This is a genomic window from Halobacillus andaensis, assembly GCF_014636475.1.
In the GTDB taxonomy this organism is placed as follows: Bacteria; Bacillota; Bacilli; order Bacillales; family Halobacillaceae; genus Halobacillus_A; species Halobacillus_A andaensis.
In genome coordinates, this window is sequence record NZ_BMEL01000003.1 from 685,611 (window position 1) to 704,946 (window position 19,336).

Consider the following 19,336-nt stretch of genomic DNA (forward strand, 5'->3'; position numbering starts at 1 on the left):
CCCGCAAACCTAGTTGCTTTAAGAACTTGCGTAAAGGTTTATAGGGTAAGAAACTAAACAATCTTTAGGAGGCATGCACATGCGAGAAGTATCTTCGATGCAGGAAGCCGTTGAGGTGTTACGTGAGAAGGGGCTATCCAAAAGAGAGATCCTGAGTAACGTAGATAACAGCCATTTTCCGTTTAATGATGAAGAAGTCGTAATGGCCTTTATTGATTTACAAATCGAATGTTCTTCTGATAAAGATTTTGAAAAATTAGTTGCGTATTTATATTTTGAAGAGAACGACAGCTAGAATGAAAGTAAGGTGAAGCAGGGCGATGTTTGTTTGGCAGATGTTTTTTACAAGAGTCCGCCAAACGAAGCATCGCCCTGTTATATTGTAGGAAATAAATTGGCATTGGATTCCCATATTTTTTTCCGTGAAAAGTAGAACAATCCGCCTTTTCCTCAAAATTTTTTTAAAATAGGTACATGTCTCCCCCAATCCTAATAGGTTATTTTGTTTCACTTCTAGCTTATCTTAATTATCTTCCAAAGGAATATGACCGGTCACCTATTAAAAGAAAAGCCTCTCAAAAGTTTATGAACTCTTAAGAGGCCTGTAGATTTAATAAACGATTTTAAAAACCAGTCAAAATCCAGTCAAATCGTGCTCAAACCCTATGGTGAAGAGGTTTTGGGCGCTATCACATCATGCTGCCCATTCACTCGCTTAGCTATATATACCATAACAGACCCTGTAGAACCTTGTATATCAAGGTTTTCCTTAACAACTAAATTGATTATACACAATAAGTATTAATACTTTATGAACAGAATCCAGTCATTATCCAGGCACTAAAACATCTTCTAGAGTACAGACTGAAAGAAATGCACATTTAACCGTAACTAATACATTTTAAAATATCTGATTCACCAACTGAAATGAAGAAATAAAGCCAAAAACTCCCAGACCACTATTTTCTATAGATAATTTGGATTCATATAGATGAGACAAACACAACTTCTCAGCGAACCAGAAACTATAAAGCCAAACTTCTATATTATCAAAGCCCTAGATGTAGTGCTAACACCTGGGGCTTTACCTTTTAATGACTGTTTCATTACTTTATCATTCATCCGTTCAACCCATTGATGGAGAAGGCAATTATACCGGGCCAAATTTTTGTGGATTTTAATGGCCAATTCTTCATCATAGGTATGGACGGTCAAATTACGATCATTTACCATTTCCAAAGCCAGAACGGCCTCTTCACCCTCCAACAAGTGAACTTCCCTGCAACTGCGAATGACGCTCTTCGGAGAGCCGGCATCCACCCCTTCTATGTTATATAAATATTGCTTAGCCGCTTTCCAACTAGCCTCGAAAGAGAATTTAAATCGTTGAATCGCCGCATCGCGTTCCACATCATTCGGATATTTAAGGGTAGCTAGCTTTTCAAAGGCAGCCAACGCTTTTTCTGCTGCTTTCACTTGTTGTAATAGAGTTTCTTTGGAATCATGTAAATCCACCACATCTACCTTGTAAGAAATGGGAGACTTTTCGATTTGCTCGATCAGTTTATTCCATTTAGAAGGAGAAATCGGGAGTACGATTCGATCCTAAATTTGGCTTTCGCTATATTAAAGAAATGCCCCCTTAAGTTGAAGTCTCGATTTCAAGAATGCAGAGGAAACCAAAGGCACAGAAAAAAGACTTAGATGAATTTTTCTTCTTTTATATGAAGGATTCAATGACATTGAAAAGGTGCAACGAAAATCAGTTTAATGATTATAGGAGAAATAATTATGAAGGGTATGTTCAGCTAAGTCTAATTCTCGTACGACCTCCGCGTGATTACTAAGCAACAGATTTTTTTCTTTGAATAATCATAAAAATTACTTGCCCTAAAGATACTCCAGTGAATATTCCTAAACTTGATGGCCAATCTATATGGAATCCGCTAAACAGAAAAAGGAACAAGACCCCTAGTAATCCGGACAATATTGGAAAAACAAAGAATTTCCAACTCAACTTAACACCTCCAACAAACTAACAAATATATGTGCTAGACGCTGCTCCAACTAGCGCACCGTCAATAAGAGCAACTACCCCAAAAGTACCTCCTGAAAGTCCCACTAACACAGCTATACCTCGGACAGTTAAGGAGCCAGCAATTCCAAATACTGCATTACAAGCGTAATTCAGGGATAGCTTGGATACTCAAACTCTGTCAGAAGCTTTTTGGTATTTCCACTCTGCTAAGCTGCCACGAAATAATATTATTTCCGTTTTTTTCTTTCACACTAATTCCAATCATAAATAACCCTCCACAACATAAAATCTTAGGATTAAAAAACTCTTATTACATTTACGATTCTGGTCCAATTTAGTTTCAAACTTTCTAATATCTCGAAACTGAGTCTTCAACTAACCTGCCCTTTAATGTAATAAACGAATAAAAAGATCTGTTCCATCTTTAATCAAATGTTACTTGAGAAATATCTTCAAATTTAATTTTTATTTTTTCTTTCCCCTTATTATCGTAGCAGCTGATAATTTGCATCTATTCATATCAACTACCTTCACTCTCACCGAAGCATACTTTACCCCGTTATGATAGTTCAGCATAACAGTAAGATCTTTTAAAGCCATCCCCAAAGCAAAAGCTTGTGCATTTGCTGCACATCTAGTTGCAGCTTTACTTCGCTTGTTTTTAAATATCTCTTGAACCATTTTTACATGTTCCGGAAGCATCAAAGATGTCCATTTAATGTCCATTTTATCGTCCCCCGATCATTTGGATTCCCCATTATGCTTCTTTCCTTTCACTAGGTTTATATGGATAAATGGAAAGAATGCTATCTTTTGAACTATATCCCGAATTATGGACACTGATAAAAAAGTGCCCTGATTCGTGGTTTTTCTGTTTCATGACTTCGAATGTCAATTTATAATCGAATTAACTAATACGAGCGAGGTTATAGACATGTCTAAGATTATTTTTACTGAGTCACAGAGAAGATAGTTAGAGTCCAATCCAAACATCGTTAAGGTTTCAGATCGATCCATTACCTATACTCCTGATTTTAAAGTGAAATCTGTAAAGGAAAACGCAGAGGGGAAGGAGCCTCATTAGATCTTTATCGAACAAGGATTTGATCTGTCCATTATTGGTTCTGGAAAGCCAAAACAATGTATTGAACGCTGTCGAGGAACGTTCCAGAATTTACCGATCACATAGAATGGGACAGAGGGATTGGGATAGCCGTACAAAAGGACCCCAATCATTCTAAAATCCATTGAAGGGATAAAGTACCCGCCAATGAAAAAGATAAGAATAAACATCAGGATAATGGAGAATTGGCCGATTTTCTTTTGAAAAAGCGACTCTGGTCCGTAGGAAAGCTTTCGCTCTCCGTATTTTGAATTCATAATAAGGAGAAAGCCTGCACCAAAATTGGTGACAAAAATAATGGGGTTAACTAACCATTCCCCTCCCTTATAAATACTTAGTATTAACACGACGCCTATCCAAATTAACCATAATCCACATAATCTTTTGTTCGAAAATTGCAGTGGTTCATTTATGTCATAACCGAGCTTATCTGCTAAGAAAGCCATCACTCCATTCCCTCCACTCTGAGACTCTATCACCGCTTTGTACTAATAGGATAACCTGTTGATCGCTTAAATAAGAACTCATCATTTTAATTCTGCTTCTACCGTATATATAGGATCCTCTTTTTCTTCCTGAAGGATCTGTTGGTTTTCACCTTTAAGATATTGGTCAAAAAGGGCCACGATATACTTATTCATCACGGGGTGATTCTGGGTTTTGTCATACCCGTTTTCCAGGATGGGCACCCAGTATGGCATATCAGAAAAACTGTAGTGATCTCCCTCCAGGAAGGTAATTTTATAGGAATCATCTTTTACCCCTGATTGGAACAGAGTATTGATGTTCTGAAGGTTCTGTTCGGATAAAGCTTTGTATTCTTCGAGCGTCATTCCGTTCATCTTTAACTCTTCTTCTGATGGGGTATATTCGTAGCTCGATTTGGCGATAAGGTTCATAAATGGCTGAGTAAAGCCTTCCTCTACATCGCTTCCATATAAGGCTCCATCCATATTAGCTCCCACCTTAAAACGGAAATCCTCTGCCATTACTTTAGCCGTTGTAGCTCCTCCATAGGAATGACCGAACATTCCGACTCTCGATAAATCCAATGTGTTCTGGAAGCTGCTTTCACTTTTTTCATTCCATTCTTGCAGCTTATCGAGAACAAAACTTGCATCTGCAGTTCTTGTGGCAATATTTTTGCTATGATCCATTCCTGAAAAGTCGGTTGCTTTGTACTTTGTCTTAACTTCTCTGCCGTCAGGGAACCTGGTGTAGGCAGACTCATAGGTGTGGTCTAGACTGACGACGATATATCCTTGGCTGGCCAGCTCTTCCATCTGAGAGTAGTTTTGCATTCGAGTGCCCATGAAACCATGGGAGAATAATACAACAGGATAGCCGTCTTCCTTTGGCAAAAGTTCCGCTTCGTTGAGAGTATTTGTTTTGACCTGCTTTAAATGATCGAATACTAAGGATGGAAGACCGAAAAAGTTAACAGAAAGGGCACCTGCCACTTCTTCATAAGGATAGGAAAGATAAGTGTTATCCTGACTCTCCGAACTTATTGCAGGATACCAGACACTTACCATCAATTCTCTTGGCTGGCCACCCTCTATTCTCTCCTTATCCACCAGCATTTCTGATTTCATCCCTACCTGGTACTCACCTGTAGGAGTAGGTAAAGTAAACACAGGGAGTAGGGAACTGAGTGTAACTGTAATTCCAATATATAAGATAACTACAACAACCAGGCATGATAATTTCCACTTGCCCATGGCGTGCGATTCGCGATCCTTTAATTTTCTTCGTATCCAGCCTATCAAAATGAAAACTTCAGCCAGATAGGCCAATAGCATCTGTGTTCTAAATCCTTCTAAAAGCAAATGGGCACCCAGGATGATTATGGTAATAATAAACACGAGAGTTTTCCATTTTCTAAGAGGTTTATATAGCAGTGAAAGAAACCAGACAAGCTGTACGATCAATAAAATGATTTCTAATGCTCTCATATTTTTTCTTCCTTTCTCCTTAGTGATCTATAGTGTTTTCCTTATGACTTGTTCACGCTCATAAACCAAAAGTTGCTACTTAATGTACTCAATAACTAAAGAATTACCCTGTGCGACTCGGAAAACTTCCTGCAATTTTCTTGTTTGGCAGGCGAATTTTCAGTTCATTTCTTCATTTTCTACACCTTGAATTATAAAAATTAAAAGTCATAGTCCCTAGTGTCTACAGTCATGAGAAAAGTCACAATAAAATTGAGAGAGCTATAATAATTTTATTAAACAACTGATAGAATAAAACTAGATGAGAATTGATGAGGTGATTTGATTGAAGAAAGGAGTATCGTGGGGAGCTTTTGACAAGACGGTGCTGGGGCTGCGTGCTATTTTTTTAATACTTGGATTTTTATTTCTTTATGCAAATCATGAGAGATTAGAGCTGTCCGTTCCTTTCCTTGTTTTATGGCTGTTATCGTCCTTCTCCTTTCCTTTGTTTTTCTGGAGACCGGCTTATCTTCAGGCTCATTTCTTCTTTGTCACTGATTTTATTACAACTGGAGGGCTTTCTCTCTATTTAACCTTTGAAGTCAATGAACTCGTTGGAGGAATGATTTTAACCTCCTTTATGACCGGCTACCTTTATAAAGGAAGAGGAACATTATGGGCTATAGTGGCTTCCCTTATTTTCTTTCCTGCTTTGGAAAGTATTTTAATTGAAAGCACTCTCGCTTTTATCTCGTCAATGATTAATTACACGGTCATGTTTGGAATTGGAATCAGCTTAAATATGGTTCTTCAGTCACAAAGAGAACTCAAGGAGCAGCTGCGAAAAAATGAACGGCAGCAGGAGATGATCAAAGAAAAGAACGAGGCGCTTATCCAGTACGCGGACCAAGTGGAACGTTTAACTTTGTTAGAGGAACGCAGTCGAATGGCACGAGAACTGCACGATACTATCGGCCATATACTGACGTCTTCTATTATGGGGTTAGACGCTGTGAAACTCTTAATATCTTCAGATAAAAGTAAAGCCATACAAAAAGTTGGCCGATTGCGGAATGCGTTAAATAGAGGACTGGATGAAACGAGAAAAAATATTCATGACCTGGACCCGAGTAATCAGAAAGAGATGAACCTGGCTGAGCAACTAAGAGAGATGTGCGAAGATTTTGCCTCACATACGGATACACAAGTAACTTTCACTATAATGGGTGTGGTGTTCCCTATAAGCGAGACTCACAAAAGGACACTCACTCGCAGTTTACAGGAATCCCTGACTAACGCCGTTAGACATGGGGAAGCCACCATTATAAGTGTTAACTTAAGCTATGAGGCTGAAGGGTTAAATTTAACGATTATTGATAACGGCTCTCCTGGGGCAGAGGCAAAGCACGGATTCGGACTGCGTGGTATGGAGGAAAGACTACTAACTTTAAACGGCTCTTTAGATGTATCTTTTTCCGATGAAGGAACCACAGTCACATGCACCATACCCATGAAGGGAAGTGATTCGGCTTATGATTAAGCTGCTTATTGTTGAAGATCAGGCGCTGACGAGAGAAAGTCTGAAAATCATCCTAGATATGGATGAACATATCGAAGTCATCGGGCAGTCAGAAGACGGAGAAGAAGCGATAGAATTTTGCGTTAATAATAAACCTGACCTCATTCTTATGGACATTCACATGCCAAATATGGATGGCGTAACTGCCACAAAAGCTATTAAAGAACGCTGGCCTGAGATTAAAATCATTATGCTGACTACTTTTGAAGAAACGAATTATGTTATACAGGCCCTAAAATCAGGAGCAGAAGGATACCTTCTAAAAGCCATCCTGCCGGAAGACCTTATCTTAGGAATTAGGTTGGTGAACAAAGGCGGAACCCTTATCCCTCAGGGAATAGCTCAAACTTTACTATCAAAATTACCGGAGCAAAACCGTTCCCCGCAGAATCATCAGGTTAAAAACGATAAAATACTTACACCGAGAGAAGTAGAAGTTCTTTATGAAGTCTCACTAGGGTTAACGAATAAAGATATTGCAGAGAAACTATTCCTCACAGAAGGTACGGTAAAGAATTATATCTCCACTATCTATTCTAAATTAGAAGTGAAAGATCGGATAAACGCCGTAAAAGCCGCATCCGAGAAGAATTTGATTTAGCCCCTTTCTAAAGATAAAAAATAGCACTACATAAAGTAGTGCTATTGGCCTTTCTCTAATAAACCTCTTTTAATTCCCCATCGACTTCAAACTTTCCAATATGTTCCCAATCCATTTGAGCTTGTTTTCCTGGTGTAGTCTCGCATCGTATGGTTGCTTGCTTTTTAGGACGAGCCCTATATAGACGTACAAAATCCCGAATTTTTCCTTCATAACCTAAAGCCATAATCTCATCTAAAAGAACCTCACAGTTTGTAGTCCCTTCTTTAATCCTTTTTTCTAAGTACTCCTTATAAGAATCCAGTTTACTATGCCTCTTTTGAGAGCTTTTTTTCTTTGGTAATTCATTAGAATTTATGTACTTACGGATGGTTTTAGGATCAAACACTGTTTCTTCAGAAATAACTGTGAAGCAAAAGCGTTACCTTGCATTTACTGCTCATCTAGTTGCAGTTTTTCTTCTCTCTCTTGTTCTTTAAATATTTCTTGAACCATTTCTACATGTTCCGGAAGCATCAATGATGTCCATTTAATCGTCCCTCGATCATTTGGATTCCCCATTATGCTTCTTTCCTTTCACTAGATTTATATGGATAAATGGAAAGAATACTATCTTTCCTAAATGGCTTTAAAATGGTCTGATATAGATTTCGATAAAAAAACCCTAAGAGTCACCAAAACTTATTACAATCCCAGAAATAAAACAAAAGAATATCAGTTACTTATCCCTAAGACTAAAGGATCGATTCGAACACTAAAAATGGATGATGGGGTTATGAAGGTCCTCAAAAAACATAAAGAACACCAAGATGATCACATTAAAATAATGAAGAATGAATATACAAAGTTAGATTTTGTTTTTTGCTAAGGAAGTTCGAAATTTTGGATACCCTGAATTTTTAAAGACCGTAAATACTCATATGATACTTAGCCGCTTTCCAACTAGCCTCGAAAGAGAATTTAAATCGTTGAATCGCCGCATCGCGTTCCACATCATTCGGATATTTAAGGGTAGCTAGCTTTTCAAAGGCAGCCAACGCTTTTTTTGCTGCTTCTAATCGTTGGCGTAATCTATCCATAAAATCCACTCCTCTTTCACTTGTTGTACTAAGTTTCTTTGGAATCATGTAAATCCACCACATCTACCTTGTAAGGAATGGGAGACTTTTCGATTTGCTCGATCAGTTTATTCCATCTAGAAGGAGAGATCGGGGAGGGGATTCGATAGCGATGTCGATATCTGAACTATGTTTTTCTTCCTGTCGGGCCAAAAAACCAAATAAGTAAACACTCCCTTTTTCCTTGACGAGTTGTTCATTCAAAATTAATTAATTTTAGTTTTTCTAAAATTCGCTCCCATAAATCTGCAGGACATCCGATAATATTCCTTCCTCTTTTTTCCATTTTAGCATATGTACATCTTCTCTTTGATGGATTTTCTTTCTCCAATTCCCTAATCAGAAATTCAATCTGTACCAGGTCCATTATGAACTAAACCAAAACCTAATTTCCATTAGTTTTACTATAAGAACAGTTTAATGACAACCTCGTCATTTATAAATTACAACTAGAAGTTTTCATTTCCTAATTCCAAAGTTGTATGGGTTAACCTTATACCCTTCCAAGAAAAGTGTATCGAATATTTATTAGTGATCCCTTATGATGAAATTTTCTCCACATTATTTAATATGAGCGTTTTTCCTATCTTATAAAACTGAATGATTTATCGTCAATTTGGAACAATACCTTTGATTAAGTAAATAAGGAGGGACCAAAAATGGACACTCAAAAATTAGCCGATCATGAGTCCTTGGATCTACATGAAGTTATTAATTTTAAGACCCTGTGTTTAGCAAAATCAAAACTTATGCAAGGACTCGTTTTTGATCAGGATTTGAGAGCATTAATGCAAAAGGATGTTGAACAATCTATGCAAGCGCTTGGAGAATTACAGGCAATCTATAACCGAGCACCTTTTGAAGCTCCTATTCCTCAAAGCCGACCAACACCAATAATAAATTGAAAGGAAGTAAAATTCATTGAATAATGACTATTTAGACCCTATAAACTCATTACATGTACCTGAGCTAGCTGATACCACATTTGCCATGGATTTCCTCCTTCGTGCCAAAGAAGGTGTGCGAAATACCGCTGTTGCATTAACCGAATCTGCATCACCTGAAGTTAGAGAACTCTTACGAAACCAGTTAATGCAAGGTATTGCCATGCACCAAGAAATTACAGAACTTATGATTGACAAAAAATGGTTCCATCCAAATGAACTAAGTGAACAGTATAAACTAGATCAACTTTCTGCCAACAACACATTGATGATGGGTAAAATGAATCTATTTCCTGTTAATAACAATAGAAAAGGTATGTTTGATCGGACACCTGATGAACACTAACACTGGAGGCTGTAGAACATGAAGGCAGTAACGTATCAAGGTATTAAAAATGTTGTAGTCAAAGAAGTTCCAGATCCAAAGATTGAAAAACCAGATGACATGATTATTAAAGTAACGAGTACAGCTATATGTGGGTCTGATTTACATTTAATTCATGGCATGATTCCTAACCTGCAAGAAAACTATGTAATTGGCCATGAACCAATGGGGATCGTCGAAGAAGTTGGTCCAGATGTGACTACGCTAAAAAAAGGAGATCGAGTCATTATTCCTTTTAATATAGCCTGCGGTGAATGCTCTTACTGTAAAAACCATTTGGAAAGTCAATGTGATAATTCTAATGATAATGGTGATATGGGTGCCTATTTCGGATATTCGGGTACAACGGGTGGCTATCCAGGTGGGCAAGCTGAATATTTAAGAGTACCGTTTGCCAACTTTACTCATTTCAAAATTCCTGAGACTTGTGAAGAGCCAGATGAAAAATTAACCGTTATTGCCGATGCGATGACTACTGGTTTTTGGAGTGTTGACAATGCAGGCGTAAAGGCTGGAGATACAGTTATTGTTTTTGGCTGTGGTCCGGTTGGTCTTTTTGCTCAAAAATTCTGTTGGCTAAAAGGAGCAAAGCGTGTAATTGCCGTAGATTATGTAGATTATCGTTTGAAACACGCCAAACGTACCAACAAAGTTGAAATTGTAAATTTCGAACACTTTGAAAATGTGGGAATGCATTTGAAAGAAATGACGAATGGCGGCGCTGATGTTGTCATTGATGCAGTTGGTATGGACGGTAAAATGACTGATTTAGAGTTCCTCGCGAGCGGAATGAAACTTCAAGGCGGAGCATTTAGTGCGTTTATCATGGCTTCACAAGCAGTGCGTAAAGGCGGGACAATCCAAGTTACTGGCGTATACGGTGGCAGATATAATGGATTCCCAATGGGAGATATTATGAACCGAAACGTCAATATCCGCTCTGGACAAGCACCTGTCATTCACTATATGCCATATATGTTTGAATTAGTTTCGACTGGAAAAATTGATCCAGGGGATGTCGTGAGTCATGTACTTCCACTTAGTGAAGCAAAGCGTGGCTATGAGATTTTTGACACAAAAATGGATGATTGTATAAAAGTCGTGTTGAAACCTTGAGGAAGGAGGTATAAAAAATGAACTACGCCTTACATGAAGTTCTTGAGGTCCATGAGATGGCTGCATTCAAGACCAATTGTTTGACTAAGTCCAAAACCATGAAAGCGTTAGTTACAGATCAGCAATTAAAAGATATTCTGCAGCAAGACATTGATGTATCTTCAAGACAATTACAAGAATACGCTTCGATCCTTTCCAACGCTCAGCAATAAATTAGGAGATGAATGAACATGAACCCAATCATTGAAAAATTAACAGGCATGAATGCCCTATCGGATCAAGTGGTTGCAATGGATTTATTGATTGCAGCTAAAAGTGGAGCTAGAAATTATGCCATGGCCGTTACGGAAGCAGGAACGCCGGAAATTAAAGAATTGCTCACTCGCCATTTAATGGAAGCTCTCGATATGCATGAACAAATTTCCGCTTATATGGAAGAAAAAGGATGGTACCATGCTTGGGATACAAACGAACAAATTAATTTAGATTTAAATAATATCAATACAGCATTGAACTTACCCACTCTATAAAAATAAAATAGGATTTTAACATTACCAACCAAAACTGTTCCTAATAAACTATTTATATTTAAATGAGGGAAATATACAATTTCCCTCATTTTAAAACCGCCATTTTCTTTTAAATTTTAAATTTGATTCTTTTCTTTTAGGATTAGAGCTAAATTAAGCCAATTACGACCTATTGGCTTAATGCTTTTCGTTCAAAATTTAAAAAACCATTTTTTATTATTAACAGGTAGGAGCAGGAAGTTCATCAATTTTCATACGAAGTAAACTATATGGTTTTTGTCGCAGGTCTTTTCCATAATGAAATCTTGCCTGCCGATGTAATTGGTTCACAATGACATACAAATATTGGTCCGGACCAATTGAAAAAGTATCCGGCCACAAAATTCTCGGGTCATGGGCGATTGTTTCCATTATGCCATTCGGCAATATCTTACGGATACTGTTGTTTTCATAGTCTCCGGCATATACGGTTCCTTTTGCACCTGTGATCATTCCATCAGAAGCCCCTTTCTCTCCCCAATGCTCCACCTGATATAGTAAATCCATGTCCGATATCGTTCTGTCTCTTAGGGCTTCTGTTGAGATCGAGAACAGATGACGACTGGTAAGTGGACAGAAAAATAAAATTTCCCCATCGGGAGAAATCGTTATACCATCAGATGCCAATCTAAAAGGAGATGTTGAGCCATCTTTGTTTCGGTTCATCAAAATTTCACCTTCTACTTTCGGTAAAATATAAGGATCGGGCGAAGTTGAATTTGCTCCATTTAATCGTCTAAACGCGTTTCCATTTTCTAAATCTACAACGATAATAGCTCCTGGTCCTTTGGAAGATGAATCGGTTATATATGCATAACCCTCATTTCCAACACGAAAATCAAATCGGACATCATTCAGATAAGTTGTGGGCAGGACAACATCTTCTGAAAAGGTATATACTTTTCTTATTGTATTGGTTTTTAAATCAACAGCGACTAATTTTGCCCCACCTTTAATGGGTTCAGAAAAATTCGGTGCCGCTGTATCTAATACCCAAAGTGTTCCCTTTCCATCCGCAACTACACTTTGGACACTGATGAAAGACATTGTGATATTCCCTGGGTGAACCAAATTGGTTTCGTAACTGGGATAAGGTTGCAATTGATCCCCAACAATTTCGGCCACCGTAAATTTAACAACGTCTCCCCATTTAGGAAAGCAAATGAAAATCCGACCGGTTTCTGACACACTAACACCTGTAGGCATTGCCCCATTAAATGCATAAACTAGTTCTAACTTACCGAAAAATTTTTCCATAGGCAACATTGGTTCCAAGATATCCACCTCACCAACTTCATACTGGATATCACTATATATGATTAAAATCTTTTCTAGTGCCTGGTTCTTACGCTGTATTTCTATTAAACGAGAAAACGGGAATAAAACAACCTGATGAAAGTGAATCGAAGGAACGAACGTAGTCAATCACATTTTCTCAGGAACCTCTTCCATTTTATTTTCTTATTTGACTGTTTCTACTAAAACGCAGATGAATACCTATTTTACCCTAACCTTGAGTCTTCAAGAATTGGGGACTTATCCTTATAAAGGATCAGCTTCTTTTTTTTAAATATTATGGATTTACATCATTTTTGAGATGAATTAAAAAAACAAAATATCTTGCCCCCTCTAGTTTCGATAGCAAGTATAAAGTAAATAAAATAATTCACATAAACTAATCCAGATGATCAAGATGGATTTTAAGTCTCTCTAAACCCTCATTCAATTCTTCAAAGGAATTTGTGGCAGCCATAGAGATTCTCAGATACTTAGTAGTGGAAGATTGTCCACCACTGATAAATCGATCTGAATGAAGAACATAAACCTGCTTCTTTTTTATTTCTTCCTCAACTTGAAGGCCCGGGTGCTTTACTGTTAATAGGCAGCCAACGAAAATAACTTAACGGGTTCTCGTATTCGTTACTTATATGAAAGTAGGAGTTATATATTTTATTCGCTTCCTTAAGTAACGACTTTTTTTGTTTGAATATAGAATGAGCTTTCCCTGTAAGAATCAGTTGTGAAACCACCTCTATATCAAGAGAAGAGGGTTTTGTATTTATATTATAAATTCCTTCAACTATTTTTTCAGACAGACTTTCCCCAAATATCATGTAGGCAACCCTCAACCCAGAGCAAATAGTTTTCGATGTACTATTAATGTAAACAGTTTGCTCTGGCAATAGATTTTAACATGGGTTGTTTGTAGTCATACAAGTCCTCCGCAATGAATAATGCGTTAATCTTGGGGGAGTCGAACCTTATTGGCAAAGATTCGCCCCTGTGGGACTCGGATCCTATCAGAAATACTGTCCACTCTATACAAACATGATTGGGGGTGTTGAGGCCAGATCCTTTATAACAGCGAAGCTATGACACTACAAAATATGTTAGGGGCTGCCGGCGAATCTAACTAAAGGAGTAGTGATATGATATGGAACCAGCTCGACACTCTGCTTCATATTCATGATGGATTCCAACAACTCATATTTAAGAATAAAAGAAAAGCCTCTCAAGAGTTTATAAACTCTTGAGAGGCTTGAAAATTTAGTTGACGATTTTAAAAACCAGTCAATATCAGTCAAATCATTCTCATACTCTATGTTTAGAGGGTTTTGGGCGCTATCACATCATGCCGCCCATTACCTGAGTAGTAGAATTAGATAATAATGAATGTTGAAAATACTTATATAACCCCTTTTCCTACTCTGGACAACTTCCTTCTTATTAAATAACACCTCAGTATTTATGAACATTATCCAGTCAAAACCCAGTCATAAAAGATCGTAATATTCAAAAATTTTAATTGATAAATAGTGAATCGTTTAGGACATTACAAACCGATACCATTAATTCATGAAAACTTTATATTCATCTTCTCCTACAAGGGGGTAATACTTCCATTACACCTGCGATTAAGCCTCGTGATAATGAGCAAAGCATCTTTTCCATATATCCTTATCTAGTAGAAATCCTGAGTCATACCAATTGCCCAAAGGAGAACATGGGGTTTTACCCGTATACAAGTTATTTTTTATCCTGTCTACCTTAAGAGAAGCATTCAAAACACTGAGCTATAAATGTGAATGTTTAAATTACAGACTGACCATAATCACTCTTAGTGTATACATTCCCTTCCATTAAAAGACGAGCAGTTCTACCGACTTTAATGGACAACGGAAACTCATTATATATAGTTTCCATGACCCCCGCCGGATGACCTATAGAAATGGTGTTACTATTCTTATCGATAATTTCAGATAGGATAGTACCTTCAATCTTACTGGCAGCTGTGATACATACCGCTCCTGTTATAGCCAGTGCCTTATGGGGGCGTTGCATGGACATCATTCTCACTAATACGTTAAAATTTTGTTCACTGTGAAATTTACCAGCAGTATCTTGATAATCAAAAGGCTTTGAAACAACTGTTAATTTAGGTGTTGCCGGGGAAAGCCTCGTCGCTTCAGATTTGGATGCAAACCCACACTCCTCGGCTGCTGCTCCACGTAATTCTTCTAAAAGGTCAATCTGCGCTTTTGAGTATTCCTCTGGTAATTCATCTCCTCGAAGGCCTATATCTTGCGCGCGAACAAATACCAGGGGATTAGCTATATCTACTATAGATGCTCGAACCTCACCTAAAGAACAAGATAGTATATCTATCGGTCTACCTGTAGGAAGAACTTTTCCTGTAACAGCTCCTTCAGGATTTTCAAACGATAAGAATATAGGCGAAGCACTGCCTGGTACACCCGGGATCGAATAGTCTCCCTCTGTTTTTACCCTTCCATTTTCCACTTCTACTTCAGCTGTAATAATTTTTTTAGTATTTGTATTGTATATTCTTACTTTTGTAATAGGTTCTTCTATTGAAACGAGTCCCTTAGCTATTGCATAAGGGCCGACTGCTGAAGAGATATTTCCGCAATTCCCTTTAAAATCTACCATTTGATCATATAAGCTTACTTGAGCAAAAGTATATTCAATGTCATATGAAGAGTTCCTGCTCTTATCAATAATAGCCACCTTGCTAGTAAGAGAATTAGCTCCACCTAATCCATCTATTTGGTTAGGATCTGGACTGCCCATGATATCCAGCAGAAATTCTTCTCTTTCCTGTTCAGTTGCAGGTAAATCTTTCTTTTGCAAAAATACCCCTTTACTGGTTCCTCCACGCATTAAAGTAATAGGTACTTTATTCACTTTAAATGCCCTCCTTATAGAAAAATGAATGTTGTCCAGACGGTATCCATAGCGTACAATGGATCTAATTATAAGAAAAATCAAAATTCTATATGGAAGTGTATAAATATATTTTATAAGTAAGGGAGTTTTATCTTATGGACCAAAAAGATTGGCAGATTTTAAATGCAATTGCAGAAGAAAAAAGTTTAACAAAAGCAGCTGAAAAATTATTTATTACTCAGCCTGCGCTCAGTTACCGATTAAAGCAGCTGGAAGAGTCTTTTCAGACCAAGCTTTTCTTTCGTACAAAAAAAGGAATTGAGTTTACTTCTGAAGGCGAATTTCTCGTAGATTATGCTAAGGATCGAATTAAGGAATATCTCACATTAAAAGATGAAATTTTTAACATTGGTAATGAAGTGAGAGGCACTCTTCGGATCGGAGTTTCAAGTAATTTTGCACAATATAAGCTCCCCGCATTGTTGAAGAAATTCTCAACTTCTTATCCCAATATTCAATTTAAGGTACAGACTGGATGGAGTACCGAAATCATGAACTTATTGAATCAATCTCAAATCCATTTAGGGATCCTAAGGGGGGATTATGATTGGGAAGGAGAAAAATTACTTTTAACGAAAGAGCAATTATATATTATATCTAAAAATGAAATTTCCCTAGAAGAACTCCCCCAGCTTCCCTTTATTTATTACAAAACCGATAATTCACTTAAACGGCTGATCAGCAGATGGTGGAATGATCATTTTTCTCAATCTCCTTTAACTGCAATGGAAGTGGACAGACAGGAAACGAGTAAGGAGATGGTAAAGAATGATTTAGGTTTTTCTGTTGTGCCCGAAATCTGCTTAACACCTTCCGATGATCTGTATACAGAAGGATTAACCTATAAAAATGGAGAGCCTGTCTTGCGTGATACGTGGTTAATGTACCGGACAGACTTTATCCAGCTTAATATTGTAAAAGCTTTTATTGATTTCCTAATCAAGCAGCAGACTGTAAAAATATAAAATTTTTTTATAGATAACGATAATATTTACCTATTTTACTTATGACATTGATTTTTATAACCTTATGACAACACAAAAAAAGAAGGAGGATAAGGCAGTGAGAAAAATGTATGCGCTTACTTTATTACTGATTCTTAACCTTTTTATAGCAGGTTGCCAGCCCTTATCGTTTGTTAGTTCTAATGTAACGAGCGGGGAAGAAGAACAAGGTTATAACGAAGATCTTCTAACAATGGTTGTTCCCTATGATTCAGGAGGAGGAACCGATGTATTTGCCAGATTTATGACGAAGCCGCTGTCCAACCATATTGAGAACCAGCCAAGTATTCAAGTTGAGAACGTTCCTGGCGGTGGAAGTATTACAGGAACAAATGCATATGTAAATTCCTATGATAAGGATGGGACAAATCTAGTAACAACAAGTGCTTCCACTCATATCCCTTATTTACTGGATCAATCATCTGTACAGTATAGTTTTGACGAACTGACTCCCCTGGTTGGAGCTCCTACGGGAGGTGTTGTTTATGGTTCTGCAGATTTAAACATTAAAGATGGCTTTGATCTTGACCAAGTAAAAGAAAAGCTTTTTTATGCAGGCATGTCTCCCACTGGTTTAGATTTAACGACATTAATTTCTTTTGAAGTACTAGAGATAGATACTAAAGCAGTACTGGGTTACGAAGGAAGAGGTCCAGCAAGAGTAGCTTTTGAACAAGGTGAAAGCAATATTGATTTTCAAACGACCACAGCTTATAAGCAGAACATAGAACCTAAGGTAAAAGATGGAAAAGCTGTTCCACTCTACAGTTTAGGACAAATCGATGAAAACGGTGAAGTTGTGAGGGATCCGCAATTCCCTGACCTTCCAACTGTAAAAGAAGTTTATAAAGAACTTCACGGTGTAGAACCTAAAGGACAAGCATGGGAAACTTATAAACATTTTCTAAACGCTACCTATACTCTACAAAAGGTGATATGGGTTCATGAGAGTGCGCCTGAAAGTGCAAAAGAAGAATTGAAGAAAGCAGCCAACACATTAGTTAAAGATGAAAAATTCAATCAAGAGGCTTCTGTTATTCTAGAGGATTATGAAATTTACTCCCAAGCAGAGTTAGAAAATAGGATCGATAACTTAGAGAAAAATATGAATGAGGATACAATCAATTGGGTATATGAATTTCTTTTAAATGAACACGGAGTTGATGGCAGAAAATTATAGAGGGGGGATATTATGATTGAAAGTGCAATGGAAGCCTTACGTATTGTTTTAGATCCATCGAGGATTTTATTCATGTGCCTTGGTATTGGACTGGGCATTGTAGTTGGCCTGCTTCCAGGTTTAGGCGGGACAGTAGGCATGTCACTTTTACTGCCGTTTGTATTTGGAATGGATCCTTTTGTCGGGATGGCCCTGTTAATTGGCATGGTAGCCGTGGTTCATACGGGAGATACCTTTCCTTCTGTATTGCTTGGTATCCCCGGCTCTTCCGGATCACAGGCAACTATTATGGACGGATTTCCTTTAGCTAAGAAAGGGGAAGCATCCAGGGCTATGGGGGCTGCATTATTTTGTTCAATGATAGGTGGTGTTATAGGAGGGGTTGCTCTCTACCTGGCTATTCCAATCGCTGCTCCGCTTATCACTAGTTTCAATTCACCGGTTTTATTTATGTTAACGATGCTTGGACTGAGCATGGCCGGCCTTTTAGCAGGAGATTCACCGGCTAAAGGAGCCCTATCAGGTTTAATGGGGTTAATGATCGGTTCCGTTGGAAGTGCTCCTGCTATTACGGAGTACCGGTATACCTTTGATTTTCTTTACCTTTCCAATGGTCTTTCCCTGCCCGTTGTCGCTTTGGCTATCTTTGCCTTTCCAATTCTAATTACTATGCTGACCCATAAGGGGAGCGTAGCGGAAGCGAATCGCTTAAAAGGCGGGGTCCTAAAAGGAGTGGGTGACGCCCTTAAGAACAAGTTCTTAATCATGAGAAGCGCTGTCTTAGGGAGCCTGATCGGCTTCATTCCAGGTTTGGGAGGAAGTGTCGTCGACTGGCTTGCTTATGGAGCAGGTAAAAAGACGGTAAGAAATAATAAGTTTGGCGAGGGAGACATTCGCGGAGTCATCGCTCCTGAAAGTGCAAACAACGCGAAAGAAGGCGGATCTCTCATCCCAACCCTGCTATTTGGCATTCCTGGCAGTGGGACAACCGCAATCTTGCTAGGCGGACTAATTTTAATGGGACTAGAAGCAGGACCAAGAATGCTGACAACCGAATTGCCTCTCACCTTATCTATCGTTTGGACACTTGTTATTGCCAACATAATTGGAGCTATTCTATGTATGACATTAGTCAAGCCGATTTCCAAACTAAGCTTAATTCCCGGAGAGAAGCTTGTTCCCTTCCTAACCATCCTCTTATTAATTGGGGCTTATCAAAGTAATTTTGCCTGGGGAGACATTATAGCCTTTATTGCCATCGGTTTATTAGGATATATCATGACAATCCTTGATTGGCCAAGACCCCCCTTACTTATCGGTTTTGTATTAGCCATATCAGCAGAAAGGTACTATTGGATCTCCATTGAAAGGTACGGCTGGGAATGGCTCAGCAATCCTATTGTCATTACTATCGGAGTATTAATTGTCATGCTTCTTACAGGAGGATCCATAATGAAAAAAATCAGTAACAACTTACAAAGAGAAGGTGTGTAA

Annotated in this window: 20 protein-coding genes and 1 pseudogene; 11 read left to right on the forward strand and 10 right to left on the reverse strand. The window is 38.0% G+C overall.

Annotated features, from left to right (window positions below):
• Positions 1 to 79 precede the first annotated feature (79 nt).
• On the forward strand, positions 80 to 295 hold the full coding sequence (locus IEV27_RS14485) for a hypothetical protein (RefSeq protein ID WP_188378195.1): 216 nt from the start codon (positions 80 to 82) through the stop codon (positions 293 to 295).
• Positions 296 to 1,041: 746 nt separating this feature from the next.
• Here the strand turns inward: IEV27_RS14485 and IEV27_RS14490 are convergent.
• From IEV27_RS14490 to IEV27_RS14505, 4 genes are all read right to left on the reverse strand, one after another.
• Entirely contained in the window at positions 1,042 to 1,515 is a 474-nt protein-coding gene (locus IEV27_RS14490; RefSeq protein WP_188378196.1) for an HI0074 family nucleotidyltransferase substrate-binding subunit, read from the reverse strand.
• Between the two features lie 988 nt (positions 1,516 to 2,503).
• Complete coding sequence (locus IEV27_RS14495; RefSeq protein ID WP_188378197.1) at positions 2,504 to 2,764, reverse strand: hypothetical protein; 261 nt, start codon at positions 2,762 to 2,764, stop codon at positions 2,504 to 2,506.
• Positions 2,765 to 3,118: 354 nt separating this feature from the next.
• The gene (locus tag IEV27_RS14500; protein WP_308808335.1) at positions 3,119 to 3,607 is read right to left on the reverse strand and encodes a DUF6609 family protein; all 489 of its coding nucleotides are present in this window, start codon (positions 3,605 to 3,607) and stop codon (positions 3,119 to 3,121) included.
• Positions 3,608 to 3,688: 81 nt separating this feature from the next.
• A complete protein-coding gene (locus tag IEV27_RS14505; protein ID WP_188378199.1) occupies positions 3,689 to 5,116 on the reverse strand; it encodes an alpha/beta hydrolase family protein in 1,428 nt (475 codons plus the stop codon).
• A gap of 325 nt (positions 5,117 to 5,441) precedes the next feature.
• Here IEV27_RS14505 and IEV27_RS14510 point away from each other — a divergent pair, with 325 nt between their 5' ends.
• Entirely contained in the window at positions 5,442 to 6,638 is a 1,197-nt protein-coding gene (locus tag IEV27_RS14510; protein WP_188378200.1) for a sensor histidine kinase, read from the forward strand.
• Positions 6,631 to 7,278, forward strand: coding sequence for a response regulator transcription factor (locus tag IEV27_RS14515; protein ID WP_188378201.1), 648 nt, complete (start codon positions 6,631 to 6,633; stop codon positions 7,276 to 7,278). Before IEV27_RS14510 ends, IEV27_RS14515 begins: the two co-directional genes overlap by 8 nt.
• Before the next feature lie 58 nt (positions 7,279 to 7,336).
• Here the strand turns inward: IEV27_RS14515 and IEV27_RS14520 are convergent.
• From IEV27_RS14520 to IEV27_RS20140, 4 genes and pseudogenes are all read right to left on the reverse strand, one after another.
• A pseudogene (locus tag IEV27_RS14520) lies at positions 7,337 to 7,681 on the reverse strand (IS21 family transposase); the annotation flags it as partial.
• Between the two features lie 29 nt (positions 7,682 to 7,710).
• The gene (locus IEV27_RS19895) at positions 7,711 to 7,839 is read right to left on the reverse strand and encodes a YolD-like family protein (protein WP_229735361.1); all 129 of its coding nucleotides are present in this window, start codon (positions 7,837 to 7,839) and stop codon (positions 7,711 to 7,713) included.
• Positions 7,840 to 8,177: 338 nt separating this feature from the next.
• Entirely contained in the window at positions 8,178 to 8,357 is a 180-nt protein-coding gene (locus tag IEV27_RS14525) for a nucleotidyltransferase substrate binding protein (protein WP_188378203.1), read from the reverse strand.
• A gap of 102 nt (positions 8,358 to 8,459) precedes the next feature.
• The gene (locus tag IEV27_RS20140) at positions 8,460 to 8,600 is read right to left on the reverse strand and encodes a nucleotidyltransferase domain-containing protein (RefSeq protein WP_373868106.1); all 141 of its coding nucleotides are present in this window, start codon (positions 8,598 to 8,600) and stop codon (positions 8,460 to 8,462) included.
• Between the two features lie 455 nt (positions 8,601 to 9,055).
• Here IEV27_RS20140 and IEV27_RS14530 point away from each other — a divergent pair, with 455 nt between their 5' ends.
• From IEV27_RS14530 to IEV27_RS14550, 5 genes are read left to right on the forward strand one after another with little or no spacing between them, the layout of a single operon-like run.
• Complete coding sequence (locus tag IEV27_RS14530; protein WP_188378204.1) at positions 9,056 to 9,301, forward strand: spore gernimation protein GerQ; 246 nt, start codon at positions 9,056 to 9,058, stop codon at positions 9,299 to 9,301.
• A 16-nt stretch (positions 9,302 to 9,317) separates the two neighbouring features.
• Entirely contained in the window at positions 9,318 to 9,686 is a 369-nt protein-coding gene (locus IEV27_RS14535; RefSeq protein ID WP_082234572.1) for a spore coat protein, read from the forward strand.
• 18 nt (positions 9,687 to 9,704) lie between these two features.
• Positions 9,705 to 10,841 carry a zinc-dependent alcohol dehydrogenase gene (locus IEV27_RS14540; RefSeq protein ID WP_188378205.1) on the forward strand — a complete coding sequence of 379 codons (1,137 nt, stop codon included), beginning with the start codon at positions 9,705 to 9,707 and terminating at the stop codon, positions 10,839 to 10,841.
• A gap of 17 nt (positions 10,842 to 10,858) precedes the next feature.
• Positions 10,859 to 11,053 carry a hypothetical protein gene (locus IEV27_RS14545; RefSeq protein ID WP_188378206.1) on the forward strand — a complete coding sequence of 65 codons (195 nt, stop codon included), beginning with the start codon at positions 10,859 to 10,861 and terminating at the stop codon, positions 11,051 to 11,053.
• 18 nt (positions 11,054 to 11,071) lie between these two features.
• On the forward strand, positions 11,072 to 11,371 hold the full coding sequence (locus IEV27_RS14550) for a spore coat protein (RefSeq protein WP_188378207.1): 300 nt from the start codon (positions 11,072 to 11,074) through the stop codon (positions 11,369 to 11,371).
• Positions 11,372 to 11,590: 219 nt separating this feature from the next.
• Here the strand turns inward: IEV27_RS14550 and IEV27_RS14555 are convergent, their stop codons facing one another.
• Complete coding sequence (locus IEV27_RS14555; protein ID WP_188378208.1) at positions 11,591 to 12,685, reverse strand: L-dopachrome tautomerase-related protein; 1,095 nt, start codon at positions 12,683 to 12,685, stop codon at positions 11,591 to 11,593.
• A gap of 1,815 nt (positions 12,686 to 14,500) precedes the next feature.
• On the reverse strand, positions 14,501 to 15,616 hold the full coding sequence (locus IEV27_RS14560) for a 2-methylaconitate cis-trans isomerase PrpF family protein (RefSeq protein WP_188378209.1): 1,116 nt from the start codon (positions 15,614 to 15,616) through the stop codon (positions 14,501 to 14,503).
• A gap of 137 nt (positions 15,617 to 15,753) precedes the next feature.
• Between IEV27_RS14560 and IEV27_RS14565 the strand changes: the two genes are divergently transcribed.
• The 3 genes from IEV27_RS14565 (at position 15,754) to IEV27_RS14575 (ending at position 19,336) form a co-directional block, all read left to right on the forward strand.
• Positions 15,754 to 16,623 carry a LysR family transcriptional regulator gene (locus tag IEV27_RS14565; protein WP_188378210.1) on the forward strand — a complete coding sequence of 290 codons (870 nt, stop codon included), beginning with the start codon at positions 15,754 to 15,756 and terminating at the stop codon, positions 16,621 to 16,623.
• 106 nt (positions 16,624 to 16,729) lie between these two features.
• Positions 16,730 to 17,842, forward strand: a complete 1,113-nt coding sequence (locus IEV27_RS14570) for a type 2 periplasmic-binding domain-containing protein (RefSeq protein WP_229735371.1) — start codon at positions 16,730 to 16,732, stop codon at positions 17,840 to 17,842.
• A 12-nt stretch (positions 17,843 to 17,854) separates the two neighbouring features.
• The gene (locus tag IEV27_RS14575) at positions 17,855 to 19,336 is read left to right on the forward strand and encodes a tripartite tricarboxylate transporter permease (protein WP_188378212.1); all 1,482 of its coding nucleotides are present in this window, start codon (positions 17,855 to 17,857) and stop codon (positions 19,334 to 19,336) included.